Annotated in this window: 36 protein-coding genes and 1 riboswitch; of the genes, 8 read left to right on the forward strand and 28 right to left on the reverse strand. The window is 38.4% G+C overall.

Annotated elements, in window-relative coordinates; all coding sequences use genetic code 11:
- Positions 1-24 precede the first annotated feature (24 nt).
- From B7E05_RS18385 to B7E05_RS18500, 25 genes are all read right to left on the reverse strand, one after another.
- On the reverse strand, positions 25-408 hold the full coding sequence (locus B7E05_RS18385; RefSeq protein ID WP_080875565.1) for an HNH endonuclease: 384 nt from the start codon (positions 406-408) through the stop codon (positions 25-27).
- Positions 405-713, reverse strand: coding sequence for a MazG-like family protein (locus B7E05_RS18390; protein ID WP_080875566.1), 309 nt, complete (start codon positions 711-713; stop codon positions 405-407). The genes B7E05_RS18385 and B7E05_RS18390 overlap by 4 nt, the downstream gene beginning before the upstream one ends.
- A 121-nt stretch (positions 714-834) precedes the next feature.
- Positions 835-1,158 (reverse strand): hypothetical protein, encoded by a 324-nt coding sequence (locus tag B7E05_RS18395; RefSeq protein WP_080875567.1) that lies wholly within the window; start codon positions 1,156-1,158, stop codon positions 835-837.
- A gap of 2 nt (positions 1,159-1,160) precedes the next feature.
- Complete coding sequence (locus B7E05_RS18400) at positions 1,161-1,418, reverse strand: hypothetical protein (protein WP_080875568.1); 258 nt, start codon at positions 1,416-1,418, stop codon at positions 1,161-1,163.
- A 46-nt stretch (positions 1,419-1,464) separates the two neighbouring features.
- A complete protein-coding gene (locus tag B7E05_RS18405) occupies positions 1,465-2,451 on the reverse strand; it encodes a DNA cytosine methyltransferase (RefSeq protein WP_080875569.1) in 987 nt (328 codons plus the stop codon).
- Positions 2,448-2,678, reverse strand: a complete 231-nt coding sequence (locus B7E05_RS18410) for a hypothetical protein (RefSeq protein WP_080875570.1) — start codon at positions 2,676-2,678, stop codon at positions 2,448-2,450. Before B7E05_RS18410 ends, B7E05_RS18405 begins: the two co-directional genes overlap by 4 nt.
- Before the next feature lie 110 nt (positions 2,679-2,788).
- A complete protein-coding gene (locus B7E05_RS18415; protein WP_080875571.1) occupies positions 2,789-3,049 on the reverse strand; it encodes a hypothetical protein in 261 nt (86 codons plus the stop codon).
- Complete coding sequence (locus B7E05_RS18420) at positions 3,036-3,422, reverse strand: YopX family protein (RefSeq protein WP_080875572.1); 387 nt, start codon at positions 3,420-3,422, stop codon at positions 3,036-3,038. Before B7E05_RS18420 ends, B7E05_RS18415 begins: the two co-directional genes overlap by 14 nt.
- Entirely contained in the window at positions 3,422-3,574 is a 153-nt protein-coding gene (locus B7E05_RS22245) for a hypothetical protein (RefSeq protein WP_179134579.1), read from the reverse strand. The genes B7E05_RS18420 and B7E05_RS22245 overlap by 1 nt, the downstream gene beginning before the upstream one ends.
- 2 nt (positions 3,575-3,576) lie before the next feature.
- Complete coding sequence (locus tag B7E05_RS18425; protein ID WP_080875573.1) at positions 3,577-3,765, reverse strand: hypothetical protein; 189 nt, start codon at positions 3,763-3,765, stop codon at positions 3,577-3,579.
- A gap of 15 nt (positions 3,766-3,780) precedes the next feature.
- Positions 3,781-3,993 carry a hypothetical protein gene (locus B7E05_RS18430; RefSeq protein ID WP_080875574.1) on the reverse strand — a complete coding sequence of 71 codons (213 nt, stop codon included), beginning with the start codon at positions 3,991-3,993 and terminating at the stop codon, positions 3,781-3,783.
- A gap of 3 nt (positions 3,994-3,996) precedes the next feature.
- A complete protein-coding gene (locus B7E05_RS18435) occupies positions 3,997-4,977 on the reverse strand; it encodes an ATP-binding protein (RefSeq protein ID WP_245833160.1) in 981 nt (326 codons plus the stop codon).
- Positions 4,871-5,755, reverse strand: coding sequence for a hypothetical protein (locus B7E05_RS18440; protein WP_080875576.1), 885 nt, complete (start codon positions 5,753-5,755; stop codon positions 4,871-4,873). The genes B7E05_RS18435 and B7E05_RS18440 overlap by 107 nt, the downstream gene beginning before the upstream one ends.
- 25 nt (positions 5,756-5,780) lie before the next feature.
- Positions 5,781-6,413, reverse strand: a complete 633-nt coding sequence (locus tag B7E05_RS18445) for a hypothetical protein (protein WP_080875577.1) — start codon at positions 6,411-6,413, stop codon at positions 5,781-5,783.
- Positions 6,414-6,577: 164 nt separating this feature from the next.
- Complete coding sequence (recT, locus tag B7E05_RS18450) at positions 6,578-7,456, reverse strand: recombination protein RecT (protein ID WP_080875578.1); 879 nt, start codon at positions 7,454-7,456, stop codon at positions 6,578-6,580.
- A complete protein-coding gene (locus B7E05_RS18455; protein ID WP_080875579.1) occupies positions 7,457-8,398 on the reverse strand; it encodes a YqaJ viral recombinase family nuclease in 942 nt (313 codons plus the stop codon).
- Between the two features lie 447 nt (positions 8,399-8,845).
- Entirely contained in the window at positions 8,846-9,049 is a 204-nt protein-coding gene (locus B7E05_RS18460; RefSeq protein WP_218672704.1) for a helix-turn-helix domain-containing protein, read from the reverse strand.
- 213 nt (positions 9,050-9,262) lie between these two features.
- Positions 9,263-9,451, reverse strand: a complete 189-nt coding sequence (locus B7E05_RS18465; RefSeq protein WP_080875580.1) for a hypothetical protein — start codon at positions 9,449-9,451, stop codon at positions 9,263-9,265.
- An 11-nt stretch (positions 9,452-9,462) separates the two neighbouring features.
- Positions 9,463-9,681 carry a hypothetical protein gene (locus B7E05_RS18470; protein WP_080875581.1) on the reverse strand — a complete coding sequence of 73 codons (219 nt, stop codon included), beginning with the start codon at positions 9,679-9,681 and terminating at the stop codon, positions 9,463-9,465.
- 117 nt (positions 9,682-9,798) lie between these two features.
- Positions 9,799-9,978 carry a hypothetical protein gene (locus tag B7E05_RS18475; protein ID WP_080875582.1) on the reverse strand — a complete coding sequence of 60 codons (180 nt, stop codon included), beginning with the start codon at positions 9,976-9,978 and terminating at the stop codon, positions 9,799-9,801.
- A 93-nt stretch (positions 9,979-10,071) separates the two neighbouring features.
- Positions 10,072-10,317: a hypothetical protein gene (locus tag B7E05_RS18480; RefSeq protein WP_080875583.1), complete on the reverse strand. Its 246-nt coding sequence runs from the start codon at positions 10,315-10,317 to the stop codon at positions 10,072-10,074.
- A gap of 3 nt (positions 10,318-10,320) precedes the next feature.
- Complete coding sequence (locus tag B7E05_RS18485) at positions 10,321-10,644, reverse strand: DUF771 domain-containing protein (RefSeq protein WP_080875584.1); 324 nt, start codon at positions 10,642-10,644, stop codon at positions 10,321-10,323.
- A gap of 13 nt (positions 10,645-10,657) precedes the next feature.
- The gene (locus B7E05_RS18490; RefSeq protein ID WP_080875585.1) at positions 10,658-10,840 is read right to left on the reverse strand and encodes a helix-turn-helix domain-containing protein; all 183 of its coding nucleotides are present in this window, start codon (positions 10,838-10,840) and stop codon (positions 10,658-10,660) included.
- Between the two features lies 1 nt (position 10,841).
- A complete protein-coding gene (locus B7E05_RS18495) occupies positions 10,842-11,582 on the reverse strand; it encodes a phage regulatory protein/antirepressor Ant (protein ID WP_080875586.1) in 741 nt (246 codons plus the stop codon).
- The gene (locus B7E05_RS18500) at positions 11,579-11,782 is read right to left on the reverse strand and encodes a helix-turn-helix domain-containing protein (RefSeq protein WP_179134580.1); all 204 of its coding nucleotides are present in this window, start codon (positions 11,780-11,782) and stop codon (positions 11,579-11,581) included. Before B7E05_RS18500 ends, B7E05_RS18495 begins: the two co-directional genes overlap by 4 nt.
- 84 nt (positions 11,783-11,866) lie before the next feature.
- Between B7E05_RS18500 and B7E05_RS18505 the strand changes: the two genes are divergently transcribed.
- Positions 11,867-12,256, forward strand: a complete 390-nt coding sequence (locus tag B7E05_RS18505) for a hypothetical protein (protein WP_080875587.1) — start codon at positions 11,867-11,869, stop codon at positions 12,254-12,256.
- Here the strand turns inward: B7E05_RS18505 and B7E05_RS22290 are convergent.
- The gene (locus tag B7E05_RS22290; RefSeq protein ID WP_080875588.1) at positions 12,245-12,652 is read right to left on the reverse strand and encodes a hypothetical protein; all 408 of its coding nucleotides are present in this window, start codon (positions 12,650-12,652) and stop codon (positions 12,245-12,247) included. The two genes, B7E05_RS18505 and B7E05_RS22290, sit on opposite strands and share 12 nt — an antisense overlap.
- Before the next feature lie 351 nt (positions 12,653-13,003).
- Between B7E05_RS22290 and B7E05_RS18515 the strand changes: the two genes are divergently transcribed.
- The 5 genes from B7E05_RS18515 (at position 13,004) to B7E05_RS18535 (ending at position 16,495) form a co-directional block, all read left to right on the forward strand.
- On the forward strand, positions 13,004-13,426 hold the full coding sequence (locus B7E05_RS18515; RefSeq protein ID WP_179134581.1) for a helix-turn-helix domain-containing protein: 423 nt from the start codon (positions 13,004-13,006) through the stop codon (positions 13,424-13,426).
- 12 nt (positions 13,427-13,438) lie between these two features.
- A complete protein-coding gene (locus tag B7E05_RS18520; RefSeq protein WP_080875590.1) occupies positions 13,439-13,858 on the forward strand; it encodes an ImmA/IrrE family metallo-endopeptidase in 420 nt (139 codons plus the stop codon).
- A 33-nt stretch (positions 13,859-13,891) separates the two neighbouring features.
- Positions 13,892-14,998 (forward strand): site-specific integrase, encoded by a 1,107-nt coding sequence (locus tag B7E05_RS18525; protein ID WP_080875591.1) that lies wholly within the window; start codon positions 13,892-13,894, stop codon positions 14,996-14,998.
- Positions 14,999-15,066: 68 nt separating this feature from the next.
- Positions 15,067-15,111, forward strand: a riboswitch (PreQ1 riboswitch).
- A 9-nt stretch (positions 15,112-15,120) separates the two neighbouring features.
- Positions 15,121-15,603: a QueT transporter family protein gene (locus B7E05_RS18530; RefSeq protein ID WP_080875592.1), complete on the forward strand. Its 483-nt coding sequence runs from the start codon at positions 15,121-15,123 to the stop codon at positions 15,601-15,603.
- A 124-nt stretch (positions 15,604-15,727) separates the two neighbouring features.
- Entirely contained in the window at positions 15,728-16,495 is a 768-nt protein-coding gene (locus B7E05_RS18535) for a DUF3891 family protein (protein WP_080875593.1), read from the forward strand.
- 194 nt (positions 16,496-16,689) lie between these two features.
- Here the strand turns inward: B7E05_RS18535 and metA are convergent, their stop codons facing one another.
- Together metA and B7E05_RS18545 are read right to left on the reverse strand one after the other, a co-directional pair.
- Positions 16,690-17,604 (reverse strand): homoserine O-acetyltransferase MetA, encoded by a 915-nt coding sequence (gene metA / locus B7E05_RS18540; RefSeq protein ID WP_080875594.1) that lies wholly within the window; start codon positions 17,602-17,604, stop codon positions 16,690-16,692.
- Positions 17,605-17,775: 171 nt separating this feature from the next.
- The gene (locus B7E05_RS18545; protein ID WP_080875595.1) at positions 17,776-18,372 is read right to left on the reverse strand and encodes a TetR/AcrR family transcriptional regulator; all 597 of its coding nucleotides are present in this window, start codon (positions 18,370-18,372) and stop codon (positions 17,776-17,778) included.
- 152 nt (positions 18,373-18,524) lie between these two features.
- Here B7E05_RS18545 and B7E05_RS18550 point away from each other — a divergent pair, with 152 nt between their 5' ends.
- Together B7E05_RS18550 and B7E05_RS18555 are read left to right on the forward strand one after the other, a co-directional pair.
- Positions 18,525-19,286 carry an SDR family oxidoreductase gene (locus B7E05_RS18550; RefSeq protein WP_080875596.1) on the forward strand — a complete coding sequence of 254 codons (762 nt, stop codon included), beginning with the start codon at positions 18,525-18,527 and terminating at the stop codon, positions 19,284-19,286.
- A 136-nt stretch (positions 19,287-19,422) separates the two neighbouring features.
- Positions 19,423-21,021 carry a catalase gene (locus tag B7E05_RS18555; RefSeq protein WP_080875597.1) on the forward strand — a complete coding sequence of 533 codons (1,599 nt, stop codon included), beginning with the start codon at positions 19,423-19,425 and terminating at the stop codon, positions 21,019-21,021.
- Positions 21,022-21,039 lie beyond the last annotated feature (18 nt).

Genomic DNA, 21,039 nt, shown 5'->3' on the forward strand with positions numbered 1-21,039 from the left:
TAACGGCTCTCATGCTCATATCAATCACTCCTCACTAAAGGGCTTCCCTTCTTCGCATCCATGCTTTTCAAACCAAAATGTAACCTTTACATCTGTTTCCTGTATCAATCCATAGCGCTTAGCCAGCCTGTACTGAGTCGAATCTCTATTTAAACTAAAAACATATCCCTGAATAATCTTCCGCCAGCTTTCCAATGGCATTGAATGCTTATTGAGGTTGCAGGAAGCACATGCCGGCACTTTATTATCTTCTGTATCCAACTCTGGATGCTCACATGTTCCATCCCACCAGTTACGCTGTATCGGTTCAAAATGGTCTGCATGCCATCCTTTCTCCGGTAAATCACTACCACAGTACCAACACTTACCGCCAGATTTATCCCATATGGCTTGTCGTTTTTTATTCATTGCAAATCACTTTCTTTAACAAACACACCGTTAACCATCTCGCCTTCCCTGCCTGCAATCTCTGAATATGCCAGACCAACACAATCCTCAATCAACCAGCCTTTTTGTTGTGCAAGAATAGTTAAAGTAACAAAACCATCACCAATGGAATCCATAATTTGTTCCTCATTTCCTTTAGCTAAACCCTGCGCTAACTCACCAATCTCTTCCGTGACTTTTAACATCTGTTTCTCTGGCGCTGCTTTATCCAGTCCTTTTTTCATTGCCCATACTCTGATTTGTTGTGTTAAATCATCTAAATTCATTCTGATTCACTCCTATTTAAAAATAATATAATCATAGTTTTTGACTTTGCTGTTAAACGTCTCGACCACCTGTAATTTATCGCCTTCACTATTTTTATAAGTGGATTCTCTGACGCAGATTTTAATCATCGAGTAGCTCCCCATTTAATGCATCATCAATATCTTGCAGGATGCCTTTTGTGTGTTCATCCGGAAACGGAATCTTATTTATATATCCACGCGCAATGATAAGTCCGTGTTTATATTGCCTGCTTTGTGCGTATAATTTTCTGTTTTTATCTGTTCTCAGCTGAAAAGCGAACTGCCATGCATCAGCCTGTTTAGCTTTATCAATCAAATACTTCAAATCATCTGGATCAATATTAAAGCTGACCAGTTTTCCTTGATGGGCACGCTCATATATAGATTTTCTCCATTCGATGATGGATTTTAATTGGTCATCCATTGTTATTCTCCACCTTCCATCATTTTATTGGTTAAATGTCTGCCTTCATGAGCTATCACGTAGCATCTGCTTGTTAAATAAAATAACTGTGATGAATAACCCCGAATTTCTTGTTTTAAGCGTTCGTTATCTTCTTTCAGAGCTTGTGCCTTTTCAGCTTGTTGGATAAGCCACTTTAAATTTTCTTGAGTAATTCTGTGGCGCGGAATACCATTACCACTATTGATATAATCTGAAAATTCTTCCAGTCTTTCATCCATCACAATTCACTCCTTAGTTAGCTTAATTCCTCGAACATTTATGAGGTTAGATCATTTCCTCGTGTATCATTTTTATTGCTTTAAATATCGGATATATTTGCTGTGGTACTACTGCATTTCCTAATCCTCTAATTCTGTCCACCCGATCGGAAACCCCATTAGCCACTCGACCCACATCGGGTTCAATTGCCCAGTAGTCTCCGCCCGGATAGCGTCTGGCAGACTGTTGTTCAGGCTGCGTCCCTTTTCTTTTAGTTTTTCCGGTGTCCTTGCTCCCCGATAATCCCTTGCAACTGGAGTCGGCCATAATTTCGTTACAGCTGTATATAAATTGTTGCAGGAAGGATTTTTCGCCTTCTTCTCGTTGTAATTCTTGGTTCCCTCCTTGTTGAATCTCTTCCTGCTGTCTCTCGTATTCCATGCATCGCTCGCAGTTGGTGTCGGCCACATTTGCGCAGATTGTGATAGGTTCACACTGTGCATGCTCCCCTCTTTCTGCTGACTGCTTTTCAGCTTGTCGGTGTACACATCTGCTGTCGTTGGAGTAAGCCACGATGAAGGTTCGTTCCCTTTTGTGTTTGGCACCGACACCTGCAGCCGGTATAACAAACGCCCCCCCGGTGTAACCGATGCTTTCCAAGTCAGAAAGCGTTCTGTCGAGCTCCATGTTGACGAAGTTAGCAACATTTTCTCCAACAACCCAAATGGGTCTAATTTCTTCGATGATCCTAAACATTTCTGGCCAGAGGTCGCGGTCATCTTCCGTGCCTCTTCGCTTCCCGGCAATACTGTAAGGCTGGCAAGGGAACCCCCCGGAAATAATGTCAATTGTTCCAACGTCTACACCTCCATCAATTAATGCTTGTTTATTAAATGTTTTCACATCATCAAATATCGGTACATCAGGCCAATGTTTCTGTAACACTTTCTGGCAGAATGGCTCTCTTTCACAAAATGCAACTGTCTCAATACCTGCCCATTCAGCAGCAAGACTAACTCCTCCAATACCTGCAAACAATTCAATGGATTTCATTCTGTTTGATTCCTCTCCAACCGATTACTCAACTGCCAATAAGCATCAGTAATGTTATCTAAATCAATTTCCAAATTGATGTTATCCAATAGCAAATCAGCATTTTCCTGCTTTAACTGCTCATTCTCCGCATGCACTTCCTTCACCGCATTAGCCATGTAAACCATTGCAATAACAGCCCCAACCAACAAAACAGCCAATCCAGCATCTAATATCTTTTGTTTCACCTAATCCCTCCAATCAAAATAAGCCATTTCTGAGACGTTTTAACACTTATGAGTATATCTAGTCTCGAATCTGTTAATCTCTTTAAATAAGGTATCTCTCGTTACTAATTTCAATAGATATAAGCAAGTGGTCGAGTGATTTGTTCTTTATAAGCCAGATCAATTAATGCAAGCAATATTTCCTTAATCGTCCTATCCTCCGCATCAGCTATTTCCGGTACATCCATTCCGCCGTTATATAAATCCGCAATACGTGATAGTTGCCCAGGAAAGAAAGCAAGTTCATCATCTTCAAAGATAAAGTCATTTTGTCCATTTAACGGGATCAAAGGTATTTGCTTGCCATTAGTCTTAAATTTAACTGCTCCCATTGGTTGCACCTTCCAGCAAGTGACTGTCTTCGTAAATGTTTCCGATGACTTCAAATTGCTCATAACTAATTTGGATTGTTGTATAAGTTGATATTCCGAAAGGGTCAAATTTATCAACGAATACAAATGAGGCATGATCGTTTAAATATTCGACATATAACGGACCTTCTTCTCCATGGTCAGTTAATATATCCCCTTCACAAATTTCCTTACCGTTCTTGTCCTTCAATCCGGTGTATTGCATGAATATAAAATCTTCAATTCCTTGATAGTTGGTTGCTACTAGTAGACTGCCAAGAGCACCACCAATATTTTCACTGTCAGCCATTGTGTTTAATGCTTTGTTCCAAGCACGAAACTTAATCTCCCGCATCACGCATACCTCCTAAGATATTCTTGCGTCTCCTTAACTCCTGGCACTGCCTTATCCCCAACAGCACTATGATTATCACGCATCCAGTCCATGAATTTGGTTACTGTCTGCTCGTCCGTATCGTTTGAGTCAAATGTCATTACTGATTTCATGTTCATACCAGCACGCCCTCTCTCGATAGAATGTTTTTGATTTCATCGTAGGAATCTTCGATATAAATAAAGTTGTTTTCTGCAAATGTAATAACCACTCTTCCGTTTTTATCCGAGTCTATATCAGTTATTAGATTCAAATTAATCAATGTTTTTAATCCTGTGTGCCAGGAATTCAATTCAATAAACATGCTCATTCCTCCAATTCAAAATATGTCTTCTGGCCAACCTCGTTTTTTTAATTCTTCAAGCAAATATTCTTCATGCTGTATTTGACGATCTAATTGTTCTTGCGTCTTTTTTAGTTCTTTTATCAGCCAATTGATTTCTTTTTCCGAGAAGTAGCCTTTTGCTAGATTTCTTTCTATAACCGCAAGAACTAAATTTTGTCCTGTTCTTATTGGTTTTATCTGACTCATTATTCAAGCACCTCTTCGCAATCTATAATCTTCGCCCTCAACGGCATATAATCTATCTCCGCACATCCCTAGTAACCTACTAGATGCTGCATAGCCTATCTTTTCGCTCAAAGTACCCTTATCCTCGTTTGAACTAAAAATAATCGGACGCTTATGCAAGTACCGCTCATTGATAATTTGGTAGTAAAGCCCTTCTTTTGATTCGGAATACTTTGCTTTCCCTAGGTCATCCCAGATAAGCACGTCCACATTAATGGCGTTATGCAGCAAATTTTTGAATGTCTCGCCACCATCACCAGCCATTTTAGCGCTGGTTAGATCATCCATGAATGTGATGTCTGATACACAAAGCACCTGGCAACCTCTATCGAATTTTGATTTTGTATTTAAATCCAAATTAAATCTTTTATTGGTCTCTGCATTCATTTCAATGTCATCACGGACCCGAATACGGTTAAGAATCCATTTCGCAGCCGCCATTTGAAGATGCGTCTTCCCTAAACCAAAATTGTTATGGTCCTCTTTCGCTTGGTATTTCGCTTCACCTTGTAATGATCTGATTCGAGTTTCCCCAAATGCAGCAATAAAGCCTAAGCTATTTCGCTCTGATTCATCTTCGATAATGTTCGGGAAGTCTTTTAAATACTCTTTAATTGCGTCAAATAACGTCTGCTGTGCATCTGTATTTATTTCGTAGTTATCAAACCGGGCGTTTTTAAATTCATCTGGAATCAGCGCATTTTTGAAAGCATTCTTTAAAGCTTTTTTTCGTACGCAATGGCATTGTCTTCCCAAGTCTTTTAGAACAACCTCGCCATTAGGTTGTGTCTGTTCTTTTTTCTCAATGATGAATCCAGTGTCGTTGCAGTCCGGGCAATTAATGTCTGCCGAATGCTCTGTTTGCGAGTTCGAGTTCTCGCTTTGCTTGCTCATAGCTTCCGCCCGAGCCATTACTTCCTGTATTGCCGTTCCCAGATGTTGCATTATAATTCGCTCCCCTTTTAGCAAAGTTGTTCAATGGTTCTGCCTCATCAATAAACTTGCGAACATCTTTGTCTCTCATAAGATCTGCAAAGGCATATTTTTGCGTAAACCAATGGACATCGCTTTTATAAACTGTTGCATAATTATCGATTACTTGAATAAGCTGTTCATAAGAGTAATCTTTTAATCTAGCGTTTACTGCTGATTTCATTGCGCTTGTAATATTTTTATGTTGAATGATATTTTTTGAAAGATAGTGCTCGAAAAGAGCACGGACATGGTTATATTCTTTTTCTTTTTCTTCTTCTTCTTCTTTTTCTTCTTCTTGTCCCCTTATCGTGGACGTATCGTTATACGACTCGTCGTGCGTATCGTATAAAGCCTTGATTTCACTGCGTTCTATACGCTCAGACACAAAAGGAATAAGTGATTGATCTTTGACTAATTTCAATTCAGAAGAAACACAATCGAGTACAGGTTTTCCTCCGCGGTTGAAGTTGTATCGTCCCCAATTTTTAATCGCTAATTCTCTTGTATCTGAGTTATAAACAACCAATCTATGATGATTAACGAATCGTTCCATGAGGGAATTGACACTTTCCATGGAATACCCCAAATCAAAAGCCATCTGTTTTTTTGTAATCTGATAAATTCCTATCTGCGTTGTATTTGAATTGGTCAAGAGATACAAGAAGAAATATTTATCTTCTGGCGTCATTTCTTCAACTACCTTCGGGTCATCCCAAAACTCCGTATGAACCATTCTGAATTTAGCCATTCTCAATCACTTCTCCTTGTTAAAATTACTTATCTAATCTCTCATCTGCTTTGGTCACCAGACGCATTTCTTCAAAATGAGTTACTACAGATTGATTGGATCGAATCATTCTCACCCTATAAATATCAGTAGTTTTCTTTGACTCGATAAATCCGTAATCTCCATGTTCGTCAACGATAAAATCATCTTCCTTGTATTCATCTTCTTTTCTTCCGATTCTGTCCCAAAACCGACGTTTCTTTTCTTGTTGGATTTCTTCTGGTGTGGCGTGTCTGAAAAAGCGTTCCGGATCGCAAATATATTTTTCTTCCCAAAAGTACATTCGCTTAATATCTTCAATATCAATAAAAATCAGAGTTTGACCCGATGATTCTTCTATTTTTGTGATTTTTCCTACTTCACCATCATCATGACGAACCCATTCTCCAACCTTGAATTGAGGTATAACCTCGTAGCTACCTGGAACGAATAAAATCTTTGCCATATCTTCTACGGATATTTTGTTTAAGCATTTGTAGTCGTTAATCCATGTGTCATTATCATCTACAACCACACATTTGGTGTGCCTAGCTAATAATTTAACTTCACTCCTTGCTGTTCCGTCTAATTCACTTTCGATTTTTTCCAATTGTTCTTGCGTCAAACTAACCTTCTCCATCCAATCACTCCTATCTTGGTATCTGGCATATAGCAAATCTGCCTTTTACTTCTAAAACGGTATATCCGGGATAACGCTGCATATACTGTAGGATGCGCTGTTTTAGCTCCTGTTCGTTTTTTGATTGCTCCCAGAGTGATTCCGGGAGCAATACGTTGCTTTTGTTATGCATTTACATCAAAATTTGCTTCAGTTTGTCCGTTATCTTCTGTACTTTCATCTGCTCCCATTTCTTCTGTAGCTTCTGCATTGATATAATCTGGAGCATCAATGAAAATATCATCTTCTGGAGTGATGTCTTTAGCACTCTTTGCCGTTCCTTCATCATGAGCCACTTGTTGTTGCAACTCTACGCTAATAGGAAGATACTTCCACATGTGACGAATAACTGTTTTATTAGCCATTTCCTCATAAAAATTGTTCCAAGGACTATATTTTGAACGCCCTCCAGGACTAGACGTGCGACGTTTTTCAATCTCCGCTTTTGGCATGAATTCCATTTGATAACCGCCATCTTTGAAATGAGCTACTGCATAAGAACCAATGAAATCTCCTTTATCCCCATCCATTGTTGGAGTGTGTTTCAAAGTTGGATTAAGACCTAACTCATATTCAAAGGAATCATTTTCATATACTGCGTGTGCATAAATAGACTGAATATGACCGGACCTTCTCGCTAGATCAATCATCCCTTTATAACCAATAATAAATTGCACCTCTGTGATGCCTTTTTTATTGTTTTTGAAAGGCAACAGATAACACTGGCCCAAGAGACCTGGTTCTAGCCCTAATTGCGCCGCTTGCATCACTCCGCCTAACAAACTGCCTGGATCTGCTTGTTTTAATTCTGGTGTCGTTCTGATAGTTGTCATTGTCAGTCGTAATAATCTATCTACATCCATGTGTTTAGGTAGAGCCTGTGACATCGCTGGAGCCATTTGTTTTAGATAATCCTCGATAGTTTTGGGCTTGTCTTTTGCGACAGCACCACCATTATTTTTCTTTGTTGCCATTTGATTTTTCATTTCTTCTGCTGTAGCCATTTAAATAGCCTCCTGTTCAATTTGTTTTATAGTTAATCTTCTTCCTGTTGTTTGATTGGTGTACTTTTCAGCAATCTTTGGCAAGTCCTTCTTTAATGTTTTGCTGTCCAATCGATTTTGAGAGAAAGATTTCAATTTTATTTCGTATCTTGGAGTTACCCCTAATTGAGCATCCCCCATCATGAGTTTTAATTTATTTTCATACTCTTTCTGCAGCTGTTGTTTATCCTTTACCTCTGCTTTGATACTCTCAATTGCTTCGATAAGCATTTCGGCATTATCAGATTTCAACATGATTGTTTCTCCGTTATCTTCCGGGTACATCTTATTAAGCAATTCACTAGCAGACTCACTACCATCAATCTCTGGCGGAATTTCCTTTAGCACATGTTCCTCCCAGAACTGTTTTTCTTGTTCAATCATCATTTCAATGAAGTCATCATCCCTGTCCACCTCTTTCCAAACGAACTTCTGGCCGCCAATCAAAACAGCTATATATGCTTTCTCATAATCCAGAACAGCCATATAATGTTGCAATTGACAGATATAAGCTGGGGGAATTTGTTCACCCTCCCAAGCCTCTGCGTTGAATGCGTTAGTTGTTTTACACTCAAGCAATGCTTTTTCTCCAATTACGTCACGATCAATGTTTGCCATCATAAAATCATATTCAGGATGTTTGAACATCTGATTGCGCCGCCGTACTTTCTTACCCGTCAATTCCATAAATCGTTGAGCTACTTTATCCTCCAAAGCATTGCCCCAATAGATAGCTTCATTGTCAATTTCTTCAACTCTGCCACCTGTTTTATCCATATATAGTTCAAACGGTGATTTCCAAGGATTAAAACCTAATATGACAGAGGAATCACTTCCGCCAATCCCCTTTGTTCGTTCCTGGAGCCATTCTTGATGGCTCATTTCGATTGTGTTTTTAGCCATTATTTAAGACCTCCGATTCTTCATTAGTTATTCACTTATAGTGATAAAGTTGTTATAATTTAGTTGTTCAAACCTTTTAGACGGGAGTGGTCATTTTGTCCACATTTTTGAACTACGCTGATCTTTGATAATCTGAACCTTCCGTCGAGAGAACGAGGCTTCCAACTGAGTTCAATCAATGAGTAGTAATAGATGTTATGGATGCGAGAACTGCCTGTTGTCACGACGTTTAGGGGCAGAGCCTAACGTATAGAGTTGGGACCGAACTAAACGGGCAAACAGGATGGAACTTTTCTCGGTAACGTCTATTTAAGGGAATGATTACCTGGTCTACCAGCGTTTGCGTTGGCGCATGTACAACGAAAGGACTGGGGCCTAATCCACTTTATAGGTTCAATTTTTATCAATTCGTGCACCCTGTCGATATAAGTGGTATTGACAGGGTTTTTAAAAGAAATCATTCATATCAACTTCATCACCAAAAGTTTCTTTTAACTTCTTCAGAAATTGATAACTTGGATATTTAAACCCACCTTCAATTTTTGAATAAAACGAAACTGATACTCCGACTTTATCCGCTATGTCTTTTTGAGATAGTTTGTGTATCTTTCTGAATGCTTTCAGGTGGTTCAAAGACCTCTCATCACTCAAATATCCTCGCCTCCTTCATTCGCAATCCTCACAGCTACGGGGAAATCCTGTTTCTTCCCCGTCTATTAAAGAGCCGCATTGTTCGCATGAAAATCCTTCAAGCATCATATCTACCGTGTCGCTCATTGCTAAATCCTCCCGAGTGCCGTATAATAGGCACATAATTAAATTTGTGTTGATGACCTTATTTGTTCTGCAAAACAAGTAAGGTTTTTATTTTGCAACAACTTCTCCCCTCCAGGAGTGTTCAATCTCGATATTGTCATCAGATCTTGCTGAATGACTTGGATGTTCGAAATAAATGTTTCCATCATCAATCACTGTGTAAATAACGTTGAGATATTCCCATTTGTCTCCGATTTTTAATTCGTTTCCATTACCATCAAAATATCCTGTAAGCATGTTTAGTCCTCCTATTTTGCAATTTCGTACCCTGCTCCAAGTTGTTCCAATATTTCTCTTGCGTCTGCAGACAACTCGTCCACAAGATAAAACTCGTCATCAAGTTTTAATATCTCATCCCCACTATGAACATCATTTCCGAGACCATCTGTAACGTACATTTGCCTCCGCTCGCTGTATGGAGAGCCTGTGCGTCTTACTCTTGTGATATCCGGATGTTCTAAATCCATGTTAAGCACCCTTTCTTTGTGTTTTGTCATACCAAAGTTTTACAAGAATTTCTTTATGATCGTATTTTAATGACTGCCATGCTCCTGCTTTGATTTTCATTTGATTACCTCCTTTAATCAGTAAAGAACATCTTCTATATGAGTTTCTTTTCTGTCATACATATACAGTTCCAAGATATTAATTGCGTCCACATAAGCCTGTATCTTTTCCAATAAAATATCCTGCGATACGACACCTTGAAGCAATTCCAATTCCGAATGCATATCCGATTTAAGAATTTCAATTGAATGTTCCATAATCACCCTCCTAAACATTAATTAACATGTAATAAAGAAACGTCATTGCTCCGATAAAACCGATGGTGTGCAACCATTTGTAAAATCGTTCGCTCATATGCGGGACCTCAGGAACTCGCCGTGCGACTTATTGATATTGTCGATTAACGACTGCACGGCAATACTCTTGCTTTCCTCTCCAATGTTTCTTAGTGCGTTTAAAGAGTTTTGTGCATCTTTATAGAATTGATCAGATTTTTCAAACTCTCCATTTTCAATGGCTTGCATTCCTGACATGCAACAATCTATAAAACATGCACTTTGTTGTTTTAATCTTTCGTTAATGTCATTTGTGTACATGGTTCACTCTCCTCTAAAAATATCTTTAAAATTTTTGTCCAAGAAATCTGCCATCTTGCTTGCTTGAAAACTCCAAGTTTGTCCTTTTGATTTCGGATAATAAACGAAGCCGCCATTTTCTACATCGAGAATCTTTTTGAAATGAGTCGGATACAAAATGTTCTCTTTTATCCAAACTTGTTTCCTTCCGACTTTCTCCTCTAAATCTTTCATGGTCCAATACACTCCAGATAATGATTGGTTTTGAAGATTCTCTAATTCAATCTTGCTAATCACAACTTGGTCATCAGGGACCGGAACCGATAGATTAACGTTGAATTGTTGCATTTTTCCACCTCACTTAAATACCTAAAATTTTTCGGATATGCTTTACATGTTCTTGAGCTTTCGGGCCGTTTCTTTTCCCGTTAAGAATGTCACTCAAATACGGACCGGAAATCCCCAACATCTCTGCTAATTCAGCGTGTTTCATTTTTCTTTTATAGAGTTCAGAACGAACTCTAATACTTAAATCCTCTGGCATTTTATTCAACCTCCTGTTCAATAATTGGAATAATTTCGTTTTCTTTCAGTAATTCATAGAGAAACAATCTTCCTTTTTGAGTCCACTTTGTATTCATGGTCACGTCTGGTGTCCCATCTTTCCTTGTAATATCAATTGTGTTCGAATGAGTATATCCTTTGTCTTGGTACTTGCTATAAAGAAGCCATTGGTCACCTTGTTTATACTGAATTCTTAATTCATGCAATTTCTTATTCATTGATTGGGCAGACATCCCATAGTCTTTTGCTATCTGACCGATTGTGACGGTTCCTTTACTTTTCAGTATCTTGTCTGTGTAGTCCGCTTTAGGCTGTAGCTCATTGTTTTGTTGTACAAGCATACTGTTTTGTGTTTCTAGTTTTTCTTTTTCTTCCTCTGATTCAACTAATTGAATAAGTGCTTCTTTATAATTTCCTGGAAGTTTATAAGGTTGCTGTGCATTTTCTAATTCTTCTATTCGCTTAATGACTCTGAATCGAGTTTTAGCATCATACTTTAAAGCAAGTTGCATAGCTCCATCTTTACCGAATTCGTAATAAGGTCTCTTTTGATTATTCTTATCTTTATAAGAGCCGGGCTCAAAAATGAGCTGGGCGGATTCGTTCCCCAAGTCCTCAATTTCATTACGAATATCACGCATCACATTCTTGTGCTCTTTACCTACAATCTCCGCAATATCCAAACTTGTCATTTTAACGTCTGTTTTTAGTAATTCGTTCATTTAGATTGCTCCTTTCTTAAATCCTCTAATGAAACCTCTAATGCATCTGCTATCTTGCACACTAATTCAAAACTAGGTTTTTTAATTTTGCCATTCTTCAAATAAGTGATTGTATTTGTTCCTACACCAGCCTTTTTTGCTAGCTTATATTGAGTAAACCCTTTTTCTTTCATAATTTCTTCAATCTCAAACCACAACATATAGTTGAAACCTTTCTTTTTAACTCAATATATTGAATTAAATTATATATTTTGGTACAATCTCCCACGAAGGGAGGCGAGAATGTGATCGATTATTTCGCGCTTTACCAATCCATTCTAAAATCTGTTAGAGATGATAAACCTGGTAACAGAAAAGAGTTGATAAAATCCTTAACCTATGACGAATACATCAAGAAAATGCGTTCGAACGGAATTGCAGATGATTTATTGATTGAGTCTATTTTTGAGACAGTTGATAACTTATTAGATGACGGTCTTATCAAAGGCGAAAAATTACCGGTAAAAGAAGAAGACCCATATTCGTTTAAAGGATTATCAACTTTCGGTCACCAGTATTTATCTGCTGTAGAAAAGCCAGAATTCAAGGAAAGACTAAAAGCTATTCTTAAAGAAGAAGGTCTCCCTTTGAATCCGCAATCTGTATCTAAAGCGATTTCTAATTTACTTTGGTGATTTTTTTAAACAATCTTTGAAGTCTTTGGCGAGAAATGAGAATGTAACAATAACATCTTCGCCAAAGGCTTCCGTTTTAACAGAATCTTCTAGAACATATTCAACAACAAAGCCATCGATATATACTGTTTTATCCGTTTCAATCACTTCGCGTTTCTTGTTTAACTCCGGTGCTAGTTCTTTATTTCTTTTATGTTCTTTCAATTCTTGCAACCTCTCTAACGTAAACGTAAGGTTCTTATAGAGTTCTACAGCTTCAGCGAAATTACCATTTTCTATATCTTCAGAAACTTTTTCTGCGATATAGTGATAAGAATTTAGGTAAACATTTGCTAATCTACGGTCTGTATCTTTAAACATGAATTCCATTCCATCTGTCAGATAATTTTTCTCCACCTTCTCCACTCCCTTTATTAGCTATTTAATCTGTACATAATATACCGTCGTCGGCTCGGTATCACAGCGCATTAATTTAAATTAAAAGCTAATTAACTAGCGAAAGTTATTGACAAATATTAAAACTAGTTTTAATATATAGACATAGCTAAATAAGATTATAAAAAGCCTGTAATTTCACATTTTGTCAGCTCCCCAGCGAAAAAATGTATTTAGATAGGTCGTATTTTTTATTGTCTTTTTTGCTAATCAAATAGCTTACCTAGAGTATATTAAATCTAGTTTTAAAAGTCAACACAAAAATAAAACTAGTTTTAAAATGTTAGGTGAATAATGAAAGGAAAAGTTGATATGACAGCTTTCGATCGTTTAAAAAAACTTTGTGATGAACAAGGACTATCGGTAAATAAATTAGAAGAAAAAATAGGATTAAGCAAAAACACTTTATATTCTTGGAAGAAAAATACTCCCAAAGGTAGCAATCTTACGAAAGTAGCAGACTTTTTTGACGTATCCACTGATTACTTATTAGGTCGTACAGATAAAAAACGCTACTACGATTTAACAGAACAAGATGAAAAAGAAGTTGAAGAAGAGCTTGAACGTATTCTTAAAAACTCCGAGAGCAACTTTGGATTTGCTGCATTTGATGGTGAAGTACCTGACGAATCCGACAAGGAAGATTATGAAATGTTTGTTTCTGCTATGCGGGTCGCAATACGTTCGCATAAAAGAATGGCTAAGAAAAAGTTTACACCAAAGAAATACCGGTAAGGGAATGATTGCTTGAATATAGAAAAGAAAGTCAATCAGTTAGTTGATAAGTATGGTTCTAGAGATCCATTTGAAATTTGTAGGGTTATGGGAATCGATATAATTTATATGCCCTTAGGGAAATCAAGAAAGGGTTTTTTCAGCCGTTTGTATAGAACAGCCGCTATACTTATAAATGAAGATTTATCTTACGAAAAACAAAAAACGACTTGTGCACACGAATTAGGACACATTATATTACATTCAGAACTTAATGCAGCCTTTTTAAATTCAAATACTTATCAAATAACAGATAAGTATGAAATAGAAGCTAACGAATTTATGTTAGAGCTGTTATTTAATGAAAATGAACCATATCCGATAACGATAGAAGAAGCTACAGAAGAATATGGCATCCCTGAACAGCTTCTAAAGAAAAAATTTTACCCTTAGAAAGAACATATATTCTATAAGAGGAGGGGTATGATGGCTAGCTTCACTAAGCGCGGCAAAACATGGCAGTATACTATCAGTAGAATGGTGAACGGTAAATCTAAACCTATACGCAAAAGTGGCTTCCGAACAAAAAAAGAAGCTCAAATTGCAGCTGCGGAAATAGAAAACAAGATGAACAGAGGGATGCCCGTCCATTTAAAATTAGAACCGATCGATGAATATTTCGAGCAATGGGCTAACCTTTATAAAAACCATGTTTCAAAAGGGACAAGACAACTATACGATTACACGCTGAACTATATAAAAGAGTATTTTCAAGATACGCCGCTACAACACATTAATTATAATGAATATCAAGCATTTATTAACAAGTTAGGTGAGAGCTATTCTAGAGAAACGGTAAAGAAAGTGAATTCTCATATTAGAGCCTGCGTGCGCGATGCGATGGACGATGGGATTATTCATATCGATTTCACGCGTAAAGTAGTTTTGTCGGGAAAAGATGGTAAACGGGCAATAGAGAAGCACTTGCAATACAGTGAAAGTCAAACGCTATTACACGCACTATTTGACTACCTGGAAAAAGAACACCGTTCGGTTTATTATATTATTCTGCTGGCTTTGACATCGGGCATGCGGTTTGCGGAGATGGCGGCCTTAACCAGAAAAGACTTTGATTTTGTTAATAATACGATTGATGTCAATAAATCGTGGGGCTATTTGCCAACGACTGAAAACGGAGTGCGAATCACAAAGACTGAAAGCTCTAACCGTGTCATAAACATGGACCCTCGGACCATGAAGGTATTTAAAAAATTCTTTGAAGAAGTACCTGAAAATATACACCAGCTCGTATTTTTCAATCCGGCCTCAAAATATAAAATTTACAGTAACACAGGAGTGAACAAAGCGTTAAGAAAATTGTTTGAATCATTAGAACTTGACGGCGTTTCTATACACGGGTTGAGACATACTTATGCCTCGGTATTGCTGTACAAGGATGTATCTATACAATATATTTCCGAACAGCTAGGACACTCTGATGTCGATACTACAATTCGGGTTTACACTCATCTGCTTAAAGAAAAAAGATACGTCGATAGAGATAAGGCGACTCGTATTTTTTCCACAATGTGATTCGTTTTACACATATTTTACACATTTCTATTTACAAACACCCGTAAACACTGGTATCATAAGCAGAATTGAACGTGGTTCGTAACCATCCCACGCTAAAAAACTAGGAGGAAAAACAACAAATGAATATAAAGACACTTGTGGTTAACGGTATTATTGCAGCATTATATGTTGCCGTATCTTTGCTGGTCTCGCCAGTTGCATTCGGAGCGATTCAATTTCGGATATCTGAGATGTTTAACCATTTAATTATCTTTGATAAACGATACTTTTTCGGGATTACAGTTGGTGTATTTGCTTCTAACTTATTTTCCATGGCAGGCGGTCTGGATCTCTTATTCGGAACAGCACACACTGCTATATCCTTAGGAATCATGATTTTCTTGAAAAAATATATTAAAAACACATTGGCATTATTCTTCCTGAATACGTTGATTTTCAGTTTTAATATGTTTATTATCGCCTTTATGTTGAATATTGCCGTACATCTGCCATTCCTATTTACATGGCTTACAACTGCAGCCAGTGAATTAATCGTACTACTAATAGGTATCCCCATCTTTTATACTTTATATAAACGGATACACTTTGATAAAATGATTTAAAATAGAAAAAGACGGTGAGGGAATCATCGTCTTTTTTATAACTGGAAGGCATACTTTATCATGGCATATGAACCGAACCTTTAAGCAACCAAAAACGACCATTATGGTGGAAAGAAGGCTTCAGATGATTATCCGAGATCAAGGGGAACATTTTATATTCATATCGCAAGTGGATCATGCGCTTTTATCAGGAGAAATGTTGAAACAGTTAGACCCTGTTTATTTCAATCATACGTCTTATCAGGATGCTGTTATCTATGCTGCTTACCAGCATGATTCTGGTTGGGAAGCGTTTGACCGGCAGCCTTTTTGGAATGACAAGGCAAATCAGCCGTATTCATTTATGGATTTCCCGGTGATTCCAAAAACGGTATTATATACACACGGAATAAATCAAGTTCAGGAACAAGACAGTTATGCAGCATTGCTCTGCAGTGAACATTATAAACACTTCCTGGCAGAAGTCTCTGTGAAGGAAGCAAAAAACTTTGTGCAACAAGAAGCAGAACGACAGGAATCGCTGATCAGTACGATGAAAGATTTTGACAAGAAGCAGTTCGCAGCAGATTATACGCTTTTGCAGTTTTCTGATACGCTTTCCCTATTTGTATGTTTAAATGAAGCCGGAGCTGCGGATAAAGACCTCCACCCTTTTTTTAAAAATGGATTAGCTATATCCAACAATGCTTCTGATTTGCCATCTGCTTTTTCTATCAGCTGGGCAGATACCGAAACGATTAGTATGGACCCTTTTCCATTTTCATCCGTGTTCGCCATCGTCCTGAAATACAAAAGCATCTCCAAAACAGACATTCAACAACAGGGATTAATTGATGCTTATGAACATGCTTCTGTTTTGTCAAAAACGATATGGGTCAAACCCGCGAGATAATTACTGGCGGGTTTGATCCATAAAAATAAGGCAGGTCTTGCCCGCTGCCTTATTTTTACATATTAAAAGAGGGCCGGACGCATCCGAACCCCTTAAGTGCAAGCCGAAGCAATACACCGCAATTCATTCAATAGATCAATCAACAAAACCAAAAGAAATCATTATCTTTAATGGTACTACATTTGCCTCTATTTTCACTCTCCACCCCACACATACGGAGTTTCCTGATACACATAATAATTCAACCAATTCGAAAACAACAGACTGGAATGGCTTTTCCACCGATGCTTTGGCCGCTTGTCCGGGTCATTATCCGGATAATAATTTTCCGGTATTTCCGTATCCACCCCGCGGGCATGGTCTCTTTCATATTCTTCTTTCAGTGTTGACGCTGTATATTCTAAATGACCCGTTGCCATAATATGCTTTCCATCCTTGGAAGCAAGCAAGAATACGCCGGCCTTTTCGGACTCCGCAACCAGCTGCAAATCCGGATGGTTTTCAATTTCTTCTGCAGACACCGTTGTATAGCGGGAATGCGGTGCTAAAAATACTTCATCAAATCCTCTCACCAGCCGCTCTTTCGGTGTCAATACGTCATGCTCAAAGATACCAAAACATTTTTTCGAAAGTGGGTGTTTATCAATGCCATAATGATGATATAAAGCTGCCTGTGCCCCCCAACAGATATGGAGCGTGGAGGTCACATGGTCATTTGTCCAATCCATAATTTCCTGCAATTCTTCCCAATAATCCACATCAGCAAAATCTAGATGTTCGACAGGAGAACCTGTTATAATCATGCCATCAAATGTTTTATCCCGCACTTCTTCAAACGTCTTATAAAAGGTATTCAGATGGTTCTGACTGGTTGTCTTTGATTCATGCGAAGCCATCCTTAAAAAAGAAATCCGCACTTGCAGCGGCGTATTCCCTAAATAGCGTAACAGCTGTGTTTCTGCTTTTTGTTTTTCCGGCATTAAATTCAGAATAAGAATACTAAGCGGACGGATTTCCTGTGAAGCAGCACGCTGCTCATCCATCACAAAGATATTTTCCTCTTCTAGAATTTCTTTTGCCGGTAACTCTCTAGGAATTTTAATTGGCATGATTTAACCTCCACTTTTATTTGTAAACTTCATTATTTCCCCAATATGAAGTATTGCTTTTTTATATCCGGTTGAACTTTTCTAAAAAATAAGTTTATCCCTATTTTAAACGCTCTTCTAAAAAGGTCAACCCTTTCTCATCTATTTTCAGAAAAAGGGACAGATGTTTATTTATACTCGGGGACGCAGGATATGTACTTGTCTCATACTTTGCAAAATGAATAAAAGCTGTTCTGCCATATAATCTGCACTATAAATAAAATCCTTTTCTGCCCATTCCGATATCATACCAATAATCGCACTTGCAAAAAAGCTCGCCTGCATTGTAGGATCCGGCTGAACCGCTTCTTTTTTTGTACGCATCAAATCGTGAATCGCCAAATCTTTTAACACATGAAAAATTTGCGCTTGAAAAGAAGGAAGCCGATCCGTCTGAAACATTAATGCATAGAAACTCTGATAATTTTCTACGTGCTCAAAAATCTTAATTGTTGAAGCAGACAACTCATTGACGACAAAAATATGCTGTTCTTTATAAGGCATGCGATAAGCTTTCATTAAATCTGCCATCACATCCTCAGTCAATTCATTTAAAATATCTGTTTGCGTCGTATAATGTCTGTAGAAAGTCCCCCTGTTCAAATCTGCACACTCCACAATATCAGTTACCGTAATTTTGTTAAAATCCTTCTCCTCAATTAATTGAATAAGCGCATGACGCATCGCTTTTTTTGATTTGTTAATCCGTCGATCTTCAGGTTTTGACATTTGCAGATGCCTCCCAAAATGAAGTAAATAGACAAATAAGTGTGAAAGTGTTGATAAACATACAGTATCGACACGTTTTGCATATTGTTAGCAGGTTACCCCTATTATAAGATGGATAAGAGAGGGGCACAATTTTTTAAGGAGGGCTCAAAATGAAATTAAAAGACAAAGTAGCGGTTGTAACTGGAGCAGCTTCCGGTATGGGGAAGGCGATTGCAGAATTGTATGCAAAAGAAGGCGCTAAAATAATTGTTGCAGACTTGAATTTGGAGGGTGCAGAAGAAACAGTCCAAGCAATTACGAACAGCGGCGGTACAGCAAAAGCGCTGGAAGTAAATGTTGCCAAGCTGGAAGATATCGAAAGTATGATTGATACAGCTGTTTCTTCATTTGGAACACTTGATATCTTAGTGAATAATGCTGGCATCATGGATGGCATGGAAGCTGCCGGAGATATTGGTGATGAAAAATGGGATCTTATTTTTGATGTCAATACAAAAGGTGTTATGCGCGCCATCCGAAAAGTCATTCCCATCTTCTTGAAACAAGGCAAAGGAAATATTATTAATACCGCTTCTACAGGAGGATTAAACGGAGCACATGCCGGAGCTACTTATGTTGCATCGAAACATGCCGTTGTTGGTTTAACCAAAAATACAGGCTTTATGTATGCCAAAGAAGGAATTCGCTGCAATGCCATTGCTCCGGGTGCCGTTGAAACGAATATTAGCTCTTCGATGTCAAATGTGAATGAGTTTGGAATCAGTCGCACACAATTAACACATGGTTTATCGCCAAGGTCTGGACAATCGGAAGAAATTGCACAGGTTGCTTTATTCTTAGCTTCAGATGAATCCAGCTTTGTAAATGGAACAGTCATTACAGCTGATGGCGGCTGGACAGCTGCTTTTTAATATATATGTAAACGAATGCGGATATCGTATCTGCATTCGTTTTTTATTTGGCAAATATCCTTTATGCACGGTTAAATTCATCTGAATTGGCTATCCTAATGAAGAAGAAATCTATAAAGGAAATGAGGTTGAACACATGTCTGATAAAGAAAAATCCACTAATCAAACCAATATAGAAAATGATAAGACGTTAACAACCCGTCAAGGCCATCCTGTTACCAATAATCAAAATATCCGTACAGTCAGTAATCGTGGGCCGGCAACGTTAGAGAACTATGATTTCATTGAAAAAATCAGTCACTTTGACCGTGAAAAAGTGCCGGAACGTATTGTCCACGCCCGAGGCGCCGGAGCGCACGGCTATTTCGAAACCTATGGAACCGTCGGAGATGACCCTGCTTCCAAATATACTAGAGCAAAAGTTTTTCAGGATAAAGGCAAACAGACACCTGTATTTGTCCGCTTCTCAACAGTAGTTCATGGTACGCATTCTCCAGAAACGGTCCGTGATCCGCGCGGTTTTGCAGTGAAATTTTACACTGAGGATGGCAACTGGGATCTTGTAGGCAACAACATCAAGATTTTCTTTATTCGTGATGCGATGAAATTCCCAGATATGATTCATGCTTTCCGACCAGACCCCGTAACAAATATTCAAGATTCCGAGCGCTTCTTTGATTTTTGCGCCAACTCGCCAGAATCGTTTCATATGGTAACATTTATTTATTCACCGTGGGGTATTCCTGCCAATTACCGCATGATGCAAGGTTCTGGTGTAAATACCTACAAATGGGTTAATCAAGATGGAGAAGCAGTTCTTGTGAAGTACCATTGGGAGCCGAAACAAGGGATTAAAAATTTAACCATGAAAGAAGCTGCGGAAATTCAAGGCGAGAATTTTAACCATGCGACACAGGATTTATATGATGCCATTGAAAAAGAGGATTATCCGGAATGGGAACTGCTGGTACAAATCATGTCAGACGATGATCATCCGGAGCTTGATTTTGATCCATTAGATGATACCAAACTGTGGCCGGAGGATAAATTTCCATGGCTGCCGGTCGGTAAAATGGTATTAAATAAAAATCCGGAGAATTATTTTACAGAAGTAGAGCAGGCGTCATTCGGTACCGGTGTATTAGTTGACGGGCTGGATTTTTCGGATGATAAAATGCTTCAGGGTCGTACTTTCTCCTACTCTGATACACAGCGTTATCGTGTCGGTGCGAACTACTTGCAAGTACCGATTAATGCGGCGAAAAAACGTGTGGCAACCAATCAGGAAGGCGGCCAGTTACGTCAGCAAAATGATAAAGCACCCGGCCAGAACCCACATGTCAATTATGAACCATCTGTACTCGGCGGTCTGGAAGAGGCAGAACAAACTGGTAAAGAGTATACACCTCATGCAGAGGGAAACCTGGTACGTGAATCGATTAAACGCAATGACAACACGAAACAGGCCGGCGAAACCTTCCGTCAGTTTGAGGACTGGGAAAAAGATGAATTATTATCCAACCTGATTGGTGATTTATCAACCTGTGACAAGAAAATCCAGGATAAGATGATTGCATTGGCAGAAGAAGCGGATGAAGAATACGGACGCCGTCTGCGAGAAGGTTTAGAGCAGACGAAAAAGCATGGCACCAGCCAAAACCCACTAGGTGCATCGGATGCCGAACAGGCTCCGAAACATGCAGAAGATATCGGACATGACGCAGATCCATATTAATAGACAACAACAGTGCCT

Origin of the sequence: Oceanobacillus timonensis (genome assembly GCF_900166635.1) — a bacterium.
In the GTDB taxonomy this organism is placed as follows: domain Bacteria; phylum Bacillota; class Bacilli; order Bacillales; family Amphibacillaceae; genus Oceanobacillus; species Oceanobacillus timonensis.